At 62.7% G+C, this 11,854-nt stretch carries 14 protein-coding genes and 3 pseudogenes; 10 read left to right on the top strand and 7 right to left on the bottom strand.

The window, feature by feature from the left end:
- The 3 genes from K9U40_RS19710 to K9U40_RS19700 all read right to left on the bottom strand — a co-directional run.
- On the bottom strand, positions 1-173 hold a 173-nt coding region (locus K9U40_RS19710), incomplete at its 3' end, for a TrbC/VirB2 family protein (RefSeq protein ID WP_282891826.1).
- Between the two features lie 5 nt (positions 174-178).
- The gene (locus tag K9U40_RS19705) at positions 179-841 is read right to left on the bottom strand and encodes a lytic transglycosylase domain-containing protein (RefSeq protein WP_282639144.1); all 663 of its coding nucleotides are present in this window, start codon (positions 839-841) and stop codon (positions 179-181) included.
- A 3-nt stretch (positions 842-844) separates the two neighbouring features.
- The gene (locus K9U40_RS19700; protein WP_282639145.1) at positions 845-1,360 is read right to left on the bottom strand and encodes a hypothetical protein; all 516 of its coding nucleotides are present in this window, start codon (positions 1,358-1,360) and stop codon (positions 845-847) included.
- Between the two features lie 89 nt (positions 1,361-1,449).
- On the opposite strand from K9U40_RS19700, the gene K9U40_RS19695 reads away from it, so the two are divergent.
- From K9U40_RS19695 to K9U40_RS19675, 5 genes are all read left to right on the top strand, one after another.
- The gene (locus K9U40_RS19695) at positions 1,450-1,803 is read left to right on the top strand and encodes a MarR family transcriptional regulator (RefSeq protein WP_282639146.1); all 354 of its coding nucleotides are present in this window, start codon (positions 1,450-1,452) and stop codon (positions 1,801-1,803) included.
- Positions 1,804-2,179: 376 nt separating this feature from the next.
- Positions 2,180-2,458, top strand: a complete 279-nt coding sequence (locus K9U40_RS19690; protein ID WP_282639147.1) for a type II toxin-antitoxin system Phd/YefM family antitoxin — start codon at positions 2,180-2,182, stop codon at positions 2,456-2,458.
- On the top strand, positions 2,455-2,892 hold the full coding sequence (locus tag K9U40_RS19685; protein ID WP_282639148.1) for a type II toxin-antitoxin system VapC family toxin: 438 nt from the start codon (positions 2,455-2,457) through the stop codon (positions 2,890-2,892). Before K9U40_RS19690 ends, K9U40_RS19685 begins: the two co-directional genes overlap by 4 nt.
- Positions 2,889-3,263: a hypothetical protein gene (locus K9U40_RS19680; protein WP_282639149.1), complete on the top strand. Its 375-nt coding sequence runs from the start codon at positions 2,889-2,891 to the stop codon at positions 3,261-3,263. The genes K9U40_RS19685 and K9U40_RS19680 overlap by 4 nt, the downstream gene beginning before the upstream one ends.
- Before the next feature lie 218 nt (positions 3,264-3,481).
- Positions 3,482-4,345, top strand: a complete 864-nt coding sequence (locus K9U40_RS19675) for a protein-L-isoaspartate O-methyltransferase family protein (protein ID WP_282639150.1) — start codon at positions 3,482-3,484, stop codon at positions 4,343-4,345.
- 47 nt (positions 4,346-4,392) lie between these two features.
- Here the strand turns inward: K9U40_RS19675 and K9U40_RS19670 are convergent.
- Positions 4,393-4,896: pseudogene (locus K9U40_RS19670) on the bottom strand (IS630 family transposase); the annotation flags it as partial.
- A 64-nt stretch (positions 4,897-4,960) separates the two neighbouring features.
- On the opposite strand from K9U40_RS19670, the gene K9U40_RS19665 reads away from it, so the two are divergent.
- Positions 4,961-5,989, top strand: a complete 1,029-nt coding sequence (locus K9U40_RS19665; protein WP_282639151.1) for an IS110 family transposase — start codon at positions 4,961-4,963, stop codon at positions 5,987-5,989.
- Between the two features lie 222 nt (positions 5,990-6,211).
- On the opposite strand, the pseudogene K9U40_RS19660 reads toward K9U40_RS19665, so the two are convergent.
- The 3 genes and pseudogenes from K9U40_RS19660 to K9U40_RS19650 all read right to left on the bottom strand — a co-directional run.
- Positions 6,212-6,815, bottom strand: a pseudogene (locus tag K9U40_RS19660) (helix-turn-helix domain-containing protein); the annotation flags it as partial.
- An 83-nt stretch (positions 6,816-6,898) separates the two neighbouring features.
- Positions 6,899-7,342 carry a plasmid maintenance toxin (PemK-like) gene (locus K9U40_RS19655; RefSeq protein WP_282639152.1) on the bottom strand — a complete coding sequence of 148 codons (444 nt, stop codon included), beginning with the start codon at positions 7,340-7,342 and terminating at the stop codon, positions 6,899-6,901.
- Entirely contained in the window at positions 7,329-7,598 is a 270-nt protein-coding gene (locus tag K9U40_RS19650; protein WP_282639153.1) for a type II toxin-antitoxin system Phd/YefM family antitoxin, read from the bottom strand. Before K9U40_RS19650 ends, K9U40_RS19655 begins: the two co-directional genes overlap by 14 nt.
- A 62-nt stretch (positions 7,599-7,660) precedes the next feature.
- On the opposite strand from K9U40_RS19650, the pseudogene K9U40_RS19645 reads away from it, so the two are divergent.
- The 4 genes and pseudogenes from K9U40_RS19645 to repC form a co-directional block, all read left to right on the top strand.
- Positions 7,661-8,751 (top strand): annotated as a pseudogene (locus tag K9U40_RS19645) (hypothetical protein).
- A 393-nt stretch (positions 8,752-9,144) separates the two neighbouring features.
- Positions 9,145-10,308 carry a plasmid partitioning protein RepA gene (gene repA, locus K9U40_RS19640; RefSeq protein ID WP_282639154.1) on the top strand — a complete coding sequence of 388 codons (1,164 nt, stop codon included), beginning with the start codon at positions 9,145-9,147 and terminating at the stop codon, positions 10,306-10,308.
- Entirely contained in the window at positions 10,305-11,312 is a 1,008-nt protein-coding gene (gene repB, locus K9U40_RS19635) for a plasmid partitioning protein RepB (RefSeq protein ID WP_282639155.1), read from the top strand. Before repA ends, repB begins: the two co-directional genes overlap by 4 nt.
- 181 nt (positions 11,313-11,493) lie before the next feature.
- Positions 11,494-11,854 (top strand): plasmid replication protein RepC (gene repC, locus K9U40_RS19630; protein ID WP_282891825.1); only part of this gene is annotated, 361 nt, incomplete at its 3' end.

The raw sequence follows: 11,854 nt of genomic DNA, 5'->3' as shown, positions 1-11,854 counted from the left end.
GTCGCCAGGAGCTTCGCGACATTGCCCGTGAGCAGGGTGACGATGTTCTGCAGAACGGTCTCGATACCGCCTCCGGTTGCCTGGGCGGCGGCCGGTTCCGCCATCCCGATCGCAAATACGGTCGCCACCAGCATGATGGCTGCGCCTGGGCGAACGCGCACTCTCTTACTCATTCGGCTCACTCCGATTGTTCGTTCTGGAAGACGAGAGCGGAGGATTTCCGCGCTGTTGCAAAAACATCCCAGGACGCCGGTTTCGCTTCACGGCGGGCGACTGGTGGTGCGGCAGCCGGAGGCGGCAGTGCCGACCCCTCCCCTGCTCGATCTCTTGTGGTGGACCGGCCAGCGGAGCCGATCGTGAGTGAAGCAAGCTTCGGCGCGAGACGCTTTGCCTCTTCATGCACTTGCTTGTCGTAAGCGGCCATTTCGCCGACCGAGGCGTCGCCGCGGCCGTAATAGGCCTGCAGCATCACAGTGACCGCCGCGGCAGGGCGGACGCCACTGCCGATCGCCACCCGGTAATAACGGTCGAGCAGACGGGCGGTCGCCTTCAGGTTCAGGCAGGGGTCGAACGCATCGGCGACTGTGAGTTCGAGGCGGCCAAGGTCATCAACGTTGATGCCGCCAAGGCCAAGGTCGACGTCCAGATGCTGGGCGATCAGCGTGCTGGCAACCTCGATCGCCTCCGCCTTGCTGTTCGGCGGGTCGCGCAGGGGCGTGCCGCTGTTGATGCGGATGGCAAACGGCGAGAAGCCACTTTCGAGGCTCACGACCGCCGCGAGGGTCTCCACCTGAACGGTCGGGGCGCAAGTCTGCGCAAGATCGGCGAATGCGACGGGCATGACCTAGAACCACACCCGCTGAGTGGCCATGCCGTCGATCGTCACGTCGACAAAGTGGGGTTGCGAGCGCACGCTTGGCCGAGCCGTTACATAAGCCATGCATTGGCGCTGGCCGCTGCTCGACACCCAGCGCGCGGTCCCATTGCCAGCCCCTGATGTGCATTGGCTGGTGTCGACCACCTGGCGTGTCGCCGACACACGGGCCGCTTCTTGCCCCTGGGGGCCGAACCGTGCGGTCACGCGGTAATCAGCCTCGCATGAGTACGGTTCGTATCCAGGCGTGGACGCTTGGAATCCGATTCCACTGCAGGTTGGAAAGGGGCGTCCTCTGGCGAGTTCGTTCCAAAGCCTCTGAACAGGAGGGACGCATTCGGCGAACTGCATCGGACCGCCCGGGTTCGAAAGGCAAAGGAGAACCTGACAGCCCCAATCGTCCGCGCGCGCTTTACTGCTGGAAATGCAGTAGGATGACAGCAATACGAATGCGCAGGAAAGCGCCCTGGCAGTAGGGGAATTCATGCCTTCCACCCTCCCGAAACGACCCCGGAAAGGCTTGTCAGCCGCAATCTCATATCCGGTTAACTATCATATATAGAGCAGTTAAGCCGATGCCAAGAGCCCTCGACGCCGAATGGCACAGCCTCTCGTTCTCGGCGCTTATCTTGCGGCTGATCCTCGACAATCCGCTCGACGATGAGACCCCTCAGTCGCGCCTGAAGCAAATCGGAATGATGAGCGTCCTCTATTATATGCATCAGGGCAATCAGCGCCTGACGTTAACCAATATAATTGAGTTGACGTCGCTAACACGAGGCGGCGTCACCGAGACGATTGATCAGCTCGTTAGCCGTAAGATCTTGACGGAGACGATGGTGAAGAATTCGATGGGGCGTGGACAGGCGCGCGAATTCAAGATTGCGCCCGATATCTTCAAGAGGCTCCGCAGCCTACAGGGCGGTTGATGGGCCGGGCGACACAGCTGCCGAGAGCCGGTGCCGTCTCATACTATCGAAATTTAGACAGTATGACGCCTCTGGTCGAGTTCGGTCCGTGCCCCGTGATCAGGTCGAATCGCACGTAGGCAGCTCTTGGCGGGCAAGTCGTAGGGTCGTCTGGACCGGGGGGCACCTAGGCCCCTCCCCTCCCCTTCCCTTCAGTTCCCGCTTCGAGCAGCGCCCGAGGGGACGGACGGCAGGTTGGTGCTTCTCGTTGCGCGTCCGGTATCTCCCCGGGGGGAACGCGGCTCCTGCCTCGGCGCTCGCATTTGATTGCACGTTGAAAAACCCACGCCGGCCATATATGGTTATATTAGTCATTATGGTCATTGTGGGGGAGCTCATGGCAACGCTCAGAAAGTCCGCACCCGATCAATCGGAGAGCTGGACGGTCGCCGATGCCAAGGCGCGCCTGTCCGAGGTCATCGAGCGCGCGCAACGCGACCCCCAGGTCATTACACGGCACGGCAAGCCGAGCGTCGTTGTCGTTTCGGCGGAGGAATGGTCCCGCAAGACGGCGCGCAAAGGCACGCTGGCCGAGTTCCTGCTTGCATCACCGCTGCGAGACGTCGATCTCGATCTCGAGCGCGTCCGTGACCAGCCGCGCGACCCAGACCTGTGAATGTTCTGCTCGACACCAATGTTTTGTCGGAGGTCCGGCGACCGGCGCCCGACCCCAGGGTTCTTGCCTGGCTCGATGCGATCGACGAGGACCGGACCTACATCAGTGTAGCCTCGATCGCCGAGCTCAAGCGTGGGATCGCATTGATGGATGACGGCCGGCGGCGCACCGCGCTCTCCGATTGGCTTGCACAGGATCTCCCAGAGCGCTTCGCTGGTCGTATCCTGCCTATCGACCCCGCGATTGCCGGACGATGGGGGGATCTGATGGCGGAGGCCCGCATGAGCGGCCTTTCGCTCTCCGTGATGGACGGGTTTTTCGCCGCTACGGCACTCGACCGCAATCTCGTGCTGGCCACCCGCAACACTAAGGACTTTGCGCCGCTCGGCGTGTCGCTTTTCAATCCCTGGACCGATGGCGGCCAATCGAGATGATGGCCTCTGTTCGTATACCCGACGTCGCATCGCTCGAAACCGTGCTGGCCGGGCTTGATCCGGCGTCGGCCGATTCGGCGCTGGTCCCTGCCCTCACCCGAGCGTTCCCGGGTTTTGAATTCAGTCTCGCCCAGATCGATGACGACTATTGGCGCGATGCTCGCAGCGTCATCCAGCCGGACGGCACTCGGATGGGCGAGCTACAAACGTGGATGACGGCAGAGGTTGCCAGGGAGCGTGGCGACATCGGAGCGCTGTGGCGCCGTCTAAAAGAGACCGAGCTGCAGATTACCGAATGGCGCGGCACCAGCGCGGTTGTGTTCGCACCGACAGGTCCGGGGTCCGCCGATTATTTGCAGATATGGGAATAGTTTCCGCCATAGCGACACTCGGTTCCCAGGTTTCTAATTATCGATAACTGTCCCTTATCGGCTGTCATGGACAGCCGCCGGCAAATCGGCGATCTCGTGGCCTGGAGCCCAAATATTCGCGCCCGCCGGCGCCGAGATCGACGAGAGGACGCCGCCTGCACGCCTCCTCCCCGCTTCCGGACGAGATCCGATCCGCCTTCTCGGCCGCGGAGCTCGCCGTGGCGCGGCGGGCCTATGCCCGCCAGATGCTGGCCATCCTCGGCGTCGACAACGCCGCAATCGAAACCGCCTTTGCGACCGTGCCGCGCGAGGCGTTCCTGGGGCCGTCGCCATGGACGGCATCGTCGCCCTTCGACGGCTACCGGCCCATTCTCGGCACTGATCCGGTGGTCCTCTACCAAGACCTCGTCGTCGCCCTCGACCCCGCCCGGGGCGTCAACAACGGCAGCCCGTCGCTGCACGCCAAGCTCCTCAAGGCGCTCGGGCCGAAGCCCGGCGCGCACATCGTCCATGTGGGCGCCGGCGCCGGTTACTACAGCGCGGTTCTGGCCGAGCTGGTGGGTCCCGCCGGCCAGGTCACGGCGGTCGAGTTCGACCCCGCTCTGGCCAGGCGCGCCGCGGCGTCGCTGTCCGGTCGCCCGAACGTGCGCGTCGTCTGTGGCGACGGCAGCCGCTGGCCCGAAACGTCGGCCGACGGGGTTTACGTGAACTTCGCGGTTTCCCGTCCCGCCGACCGCTGGATCGAGGGCCTGTCGCCAGGGGGACGCTTGGTGTTCCCGCTCGGGGTGCCCGGTCCCCAGCGGCCCAATTCCGGCGGCCGGCACAGCGAGCGCGGCGCGGCGCTGCGGATCGAACGGCGCGGCGTCGGCTTTGCGGCGCGCGCCATCAGCCCGGCCTACTTTGTGTGCGCCGAGGGGGCGGTCGGCGCGGGCGATGCGGCAGACGTCGCGCGCCTGCGCCAGAGTTTTGCCGCGGGGGGCATCGACGCCGTGCGCAGCCTCATCTGGAAGGGCGCGCCGGATCCGGAGGCGTGCTGGTTCGCCGGCGCGGACTGGGCGTTGTGTCGCGACGAGGCGCCATGACGCGCCACGCGGCACATCGGCCGCCGCGCTGCTCATACCAACGGCCCTTATGAATGACCGATGTGCGCCCATTGGCGCCTGCCGATGGATGTGATGGTTTCTGGGTTTTCGGTGAGGCTGCGCCACGCCTCGCAGGCGGCATCGACGATGTCGGCGTAGGTTTCGAAGACGCGGTTGGAGAGAAAGTTCGATCGCAGATACTGCCAGATCTGCTCGACCGGGTTCAGCTCCGGCGATCGCGACGGCAGGAAGATCAGCGTCATGTTCTTCGGGATGCAGAGCATCCTCGTGGTGTGCCATCCGGCGCGATCGAGCAGCAGCACGCCGTGCGATCCCCGAGCCACCATGGTCGAGATTTCGTCGAGATGCATCTGCATGGCCTCGGTACCGATATAGGGCAGGGCCAAGGCGGCACCGACGCCGCGCGCCGGGCAGATCGCCCCGAACAGCCAGGCATTGTCGTAGCGCTGGTCGGCGGCCTGGCGGGGCCGCGTTCCCCGCCGCGCCCACTGCCGGACGATGCCGTTCTTCTGACCGATCCGGGCCTCGTCTTATGGGATGGTTCGCCTCCTCCCTCTGGCGGATAATCAGTCCGTCCAGCAACGGAGGTACATCATGCAGTTCAAGCAGATTGGCATTGATATCGGGAAGGCCACTTTCCATCTGGTCGCATTGGGTCTTGACGGCGATATCGTCTTGCGCAAGCAATTCACGCGGTTAGGGCTGATCGCCTTCTTTCGAGATCGGGCGGGGCAGTACTTGAACGTTGCATTCGAGGCGTGCTCGGGTGCTCACTGGCTGGCACACCAACTCATTGCAATGGGACATGCCGTCCGACTTCTTACCCCGGAAAGCGTCCGACCATTTGCGAAAGCCCAAAAGAATGACTGGAATGATGCACTGGCGATTGCCGAAGCGGCTCAGCGCCCAGGCCGTCACGCGGTGGGCGTTAAGTCGCAGGAGCAGCTCGATATCCAAGCTCTTCACCGGGTACGACAGCGTCTCGTCACGGCGCGTACAGCGATCGTGAATCAGATCAGAGGCTTGCTTCGCGAACGCGGATTGGTGTTCGGTTCGGGCAGGATGCGTTTCGAACGGTTTCTCGACGACTTGCAAGCCAAAGAGGAGATCCAACTCAACCCTGTCTGCCGTGCATTGTTTGCAACCTTGGCCGCCGAATATCAGGCGCTCGATGCGCGTGTCGAGTCAATCGACGCGGAACTCGCTGAATTCGCCAAAGCCAATCCCATCTGCAAAGCCCTGCTCTCAGTGCCCGGTATCGGCATCATCGTCGCCACTGCCTTGTTCAGCGCAGTCGCCGACATCGCCGATTTCCGAAGTGGGCGCGATCTCGCCGCCTTCCTTGGGTTGGTTCCAAGGCGGAAGTCGACCGGGGGAAAGACGACGTTGCTCGGTATCTCGAAACGCGGCAACACCTACGTCCGAACGTTAATGATTCATGGCATGCGATCAGCGTTCTACAACCGGAAGAAACGAGAGAACGGGATCACCGTGTTCATGGACCGTCTGGTCGAGCGAGGAATGCATACAAACAAGATTGTTGTCGCATGTGCAAATAAGGTCGCACGTGTCATTTGGGCACTTTTAACCCACAATACGATTTTCGAACCGCGCCCTGCATAAGGCTTGTTCGAATGACTTGCGAGAGGAAAACGATGGCACCGTGGATATGATCGGATGCGCAACCTGATGGTTCCAGTAGATTGTTTCTCTGCTTCAACTGGATATGCGAAACCTGGTAGTGGCAGGAGATCAAAGGATCTGGTCGTCTTGTAAGGAACGCATCCCAGCGGCTCCCATTGTGGCTCGGGCATGATCTGCCCTCAAACAAGCCGGATACGCTGAAGCAGGGTCTTCTGGGCCGTCGTTTCTTCTTGCAAACCGGAGGCGAACCATACACTGGAACCAGACCTCGATGCGGCGCCCCTTCGGCAGGTGCCCGACGTGGGCGTTCAGGGTCCGAAGGAAGTTTTTTTGAAGTCCTCCATGACCTTGGGGTCCTGTCCGGGATGACGGGGGCGAGCGCTGATGTGCGAGAAGCCGATCGCCTTGAGGATCTTGCCGATGGTTCGCTCGTGGTATGCGACGCCGAAGCGGTCCGCGACGACCTTCCTCAGGTCGAGGCGCCGCCACCGGACGACGCCGTGGACCCTGCGATCGGGGCCGGTCTCGACGATCTCGGCGAGTTCGGCCAACTGCGCCTTCGACAGCCGGGGCGGGTGGCCCTTGGGGCGGATGTCGCGCAGCCCGTCGGGGCCGAGCGCGTTGAAGCGGTGAACCCAATCGCGCAGGGTCTGACGATCCGAGCCGCCTCGGCGCGATCCATCCCATCAAGGACCGCTGCCAGCGACAGCAGCCGCCGGCTCTGGCTGGCGTGTTTCGAAGCTGCGGCGAGCCGCCGCAAATCCGAAGCCGAGTAGTCCGTCCGAAGCTTCACCGCAGAGGCCATGACGCGAATCCTCCCCGCACCATGGAATCAGAGATCGCACTCAACCGAAAGCCCCTGAGAGTCACCCTCAATGGCCGTTGGTATCAGTCGGTGCGCGGCACGCTGGCGTGCCGCGTGGTCGCCACCTCGCCGCGCGCGATCGCCACGAAGCGGCGCTTCACCTCGGCAAAGAGCCCGGGCGTCAGCGCGCCGAAATAGCCGCTGTCGCTCTCGACGGGGCGCAGGTCCGGACCCGGCCAAGTGAAGCGGTTGCTTTCGGTCAGCACGATCCAGGAGCGCTCGGCGTCGAGCCGGAGGCGGCTCTTGACCTCGGCCGGGATTTCGATTGCGTCGGCCGGATCGGCCGGCGGCGTGTGGGTGATCGGCAGGACGCGCACCACCGGTGCGCCCTCCTCGGTGGTCATGACGATGGCCAGCACCAGGCAGGGGCGGTCCTTGTCGCCCTCCTCCCGGCCCTCGCGGTGCTGCCGGTCCCAGAGATAGGCGTAGCGGAAGATCCAGCCGACCCTGACCTCAGTCGGCAGCATGCGTGCCGGGGGTGTTGAGATGGTCGGGCTCCGGCGTCATCTCGGCCGCCTCGACTGCGGCGATCTCGGTGTCGTTCAACTCGGCGGTGCGCTCGACTCGGCGGTCGCGCTTCGACAGCCGCACGAAGTCCTCGTAGGCCAGCAGCACGGTGCGCGGGCGGCCGTTCTTGGTGATTACCACCGGCTCGCGCACGGCGGCGTCCTGATAGGCGCCGAAGTTCTTGGAGACTTCGGCCGCGGTCACAATGGAGGCCATGACGCATTCTCCTTTGATCCGGAATATACGGAAATCCCGGAAATCCCGCAAGAGGTCGTTCCATGACCCCTTCCCCCATCCGCCTCCCCGACCCGGCATCGCTTGAAGCGATTCTGGCCGGCCTCGATCCCGCTTCCGCGGACGCGGATCTTATACCCGCCATCAGCGTGGCGTTTCCCGGTTCTGATTTTAGCCTGGCGCCCATCGAAGACGACTACTGACGGGACACCCGCTCGGTCATCCGGGCGGACGGCACGCGCGTCGGCGAACTGCGGCCGTGGATGACGGCCGAGATCGCCAGCGACGGCGGCGATCTCATCGCGCTCTGGCGCCGGCTCAAGGACACCGATCTGCAAATCACCGAATGGCGCGGAACGAGCGTCACCATCTTCGCGCCGACCGGACCGGGCGCCGGCGACTATATCCAGATCGCGCTCCATCGCGAGATTGAATGGCGTGCGGGTCCGATCGTCAACCCGGGCTATCGCCCGTGGCGCGAAAGCGAACTCCTCGAACCGAGCTTCCCCCGGCAGCATCCCCTGCCCGACACCGACCGGCTCGCCGGCCCGGTCCATCGGTTGCGCGGCCGCGCCGGCGGAGCTGTTGTGCATGTGCGCGGCTTTCTCGGGCGCTGCGCCCGCCTGGAGCGCGAGAGCCGCGAGGCCCGCCGGCCGGAGATAGAGCGCAGGCGGATCCAGGAGATCGATCCGGACGGGACGCGCGAAACGCCGTTCCTCGAGGCGGTGCCCGACGGGTTCGAGCACGTGCCGCGCGAGGTGCTGTTCTTTCAGGACTGGGACGCGTCCAGCGCGTCAGGGTCGCGCGTGTTCACCCATTGGGCGCTGGACATCCGCGACTATGAAGATCACGGAAAGCGCGAGATAGGCTTCATTCCGCGACCGCTGCGCGTCCCCAGCGAGCGGCTGCAGATGACCGACGGTCTGTCGGTTCACATTCTCAGGGACCGGATCGAGGCGATCGACCGTGAAGTCGGGCTTCCGTTCGGATGGTTCTTGCTGAAGACCGCGGCAATTGGGCCTCCCCCGATGTTGGCCACGCCATCGCCCTGGGCTTGAAGGCTCAGCGAGTGCGTCTGCCCGATCTCGACGCCGGCGTGTTGATGCACTGGGCGGGTCAACCGTGCAGCTTCTGATCTCCGAGACGACGACTCTGTCTAAGGTACGGGGACTTACCGGCCCGCTCTCTCATCTGTCGTTGTTGGTGCGACAGGCTGGCCGACGGGTCCACGAAATGTGCTCCAAGGCCGCATCGGCACGAATGGCTCATCTATTGGCTGCCGTTGGGTGCCTGCGGCGAGAGAAGTGACTATCGTGGAAACGGAGTGGGCTTGTCTGGAGATCGAGTTGCCACCTGGCAACTCACCCTGGTGTCATAGCGGTAAACCGGCGTTAACGTTAAATCCCTTGCCAATAGGCCCGACTCGGTTTCATTCTGCCTACGATTAAATGCCGTAGTTGGAATGGGCATCGTAGTTATGCAGAAAGCACGTAGCTCAAAGACTCTTACATCGGGGCCGAAGCCGCTGATGACGGATGTCATCGCCGGCGACGGCGCCGCGCTGTCGGCGGAGCTGCTCGCTATGCGCGAGGCTCTTTTCCCGCCGGTCTCGAAGAAATCCCTCCGATCGTTTTCCTCGGTAGAGGCTGCGAAGCTGATTGGAATCGCCGACGCCTATCTGCGGCAGCTGTCGCTGGGGGGCAAGGGGCCGCAGCCCTCGCTCGGGGCTGGAGGACGACGGTCATATACACTCGAGCAAATCAACGAGCTACGCGTAACGCTAGAGGAAGGGTCGAAGGGAAAGAGGTACGTGCAGCATCGCCGTGAAGCGGAGCACTGCCAAGTGATGGCGGTGGTGAATTTCAAAGGTGGTAGCGGAAAGACCACGACCGCCGCGCATCTGGCCCAGTATCTCGCCCTCCATGGATACCGTGTCCTGGCGGTCGACCTCGATCCCCAAGCGTCGCTGACAGCGCTCCACGGTTATCAGCCGGAGTATGATATTCAGCCGAACGAGACCATGTATGCGGCGGTGCGATATGACGAAAACCGTCGACCGCTTAGGGACGTCATTCGCAAGACTTATTTCGCTGGTCTCGATCTGATTCCAGCCAATCTTGAGCTGATGGAATTTGAGCACGATACGCCGCGGGCGTTAGCCGAGCGCGACGCGGAGCCGTTCTTTGGCAGGGTTGCGACGGCGCTTGGAACAGTCGCGGACGGGTATGACGTGATGATCCTAGATTGTCCGCCTCAGCTCGGCTTTCTAACGCTTGGCGCGCTCTGCGCCGCGACAGGGCTTCTAATCACAGTGCATCCTCAGATGCTCGATGTGATGTCTATGTGCCAGTTCCTGCTGATGGCGTCGGACATCCTGAGTGTGGTGCAGGAGTCCGGCGGGGATCTTGATTACGATTTTATTCGGTATGTCGTCACCCGATTTGAGCCCGCGGACGCGCCCCAGACGCAGATGGTTGCTTTCATGCGGTCGCTCTTCAGAGAGCGCGTGCTCAACAGCACGATGGTGAAGTCGACAGCGATCTCTGACGCCGGGCTTTCAAAGCAAACGCTCTATGAAGTCGGGAGGGAGAATTTCGGAAAGCAAACTTACGACCGCGCGATGGAATCGCTCGATGGCGTGAATGGCGAGATTGAGAGCCTGATGAAGCTAGCGTGGGGACGCGAGACATGAGCCGCAAGGACACGCTGAAGGCGATGCTGACCCGCCGGACGGAAGAGTTGCCAGGTGGCAACTCGGCCGCAGATCCGGCTGCGCCGACGCCAGTGGCGCATGTGAGGTCTGGCGCCGTCGGGGCTATGGGCCGTTCGCTCGGACAAATCGCGACTGCCGCTGAACGTGCAAGAGCGCTCGTGGCATCAGGCGCGGCAGTCGTAGACATTCCCGCTGAGAAACTCTCGGGATCCTTCGCACAAGATCGTCTCGACGACGATGGCCCCGAATACGAGACACTCTTTAACGCTATCAAGGAATCGGGTCAGAAGAGCCCTATTCTTGTCCGTCCACATCCCGACAGGCCGGATCATTTCCAGATCGCCTATGGTCACCGGCGCGCAAAAATACTCGCCAAGCTCGGACGGCCAGTGCGCGCGGTGGTCCAGGATCTGACCGACGAAGAACTCGTCGTCATTCAAGGCCAGGAGAACTCGGCCCGGAAGGACCTCAGCTACATCGAGCGCGGTCTCTTCGCCCTCACACTCGAAGGTCAGGGCTTTGATCGCGCCGTGATCATGTCGGCGCTGAGCATGGAAAAGACCCAGCTGTCGCGCCTTCTGGCATTGACGAAGTCGATTCCGACAAATCTCATCCACGCAATAGGGCCTGCTCCAAAGGCCGGCCGCCCGAGATGGACAGCGCTTGCCGAGCGTCTGTCGGAATTCCCAGATATGTCACGGCTGGATGACGTGTTGACCGACCCGAAATTTCAGCAGGCTGATACGGATCAGCGGTTCGTGCGCCTGTTCAATGCCACTGCGCCCAATAGGGAAGCCACCAAGCCGCGAAGGGTCGCGGTAAAAGCAGCGGCGGGCAATAAAATCGCGACGGTCGAACGAGCGGGCGACGCGGTCACCATCATCGTGGACGCCGACGGTGCACGGGATTTTGGAGAGTTCATCGCGGCAAAACTGCCGGAACTCTACCGGCAATTCGAAGAGAAAAAGGAGGCGCCAATTTAAGCAGCAGCCCAATCCCTTAGGCAGCAAAAGAAAAAGGCCCCCGAAACAGCGTCCCGGAAGCCCTTCTCAGTCCTTAAGCAAGCAGAGAATCGCACTTCCGCGAATCGCAGTCAAGAGTCCCATCGTGGGACGTGCCGTTTCGGCGAGCGGATTTCTTTTGCCTCAACACAGGTAAAAGGAAATGCATACCCACTTACCCACGACGCCCTTTGGGCGGCGGTCGATGTCGCTTGGCCTGATGGCCAGCCAAGTGACAGCTCAGGCCGTCACGCCCGATGTGGTGGTTCATAAATGGAAGGTCTTCCAGCATATCCGGGAGGCGCGGGAAGCGATCGGCGCGACCGATCGGGCGCTCGCGATCCTCAGCGCACTACTTTCGTTCCACCAGGAGACGACGATGTGCGCAGATGGCGATCTCGTCGTCTTCCCGTCCAACGCGCAGCTCAGCGATCGAGCGAACGGCATGTCGCCGGCGACGCTTCGCAGGCATATCGCCATCCTTGTGCACTGCGGCTTGGTCATTCGCAGAGACAGTCCGAACG

The sequence above is a fragment of the Xanthobacter autotrophicus genome (genome assembly GCF_030015065.1).
Taxonomy (GTDB): domain Bacteria; phylum Pseudomonadota; class Alphaproteobacteria; order Rhizobiales; family Xanthobacteraceae; genus Xanthobacter; species Xanthobacter autotrophicus_D.
Note: the sequence above shows the minus strand (reverse complement) of the source record. Positions and strands in the feature narration are given on the sequence as shown.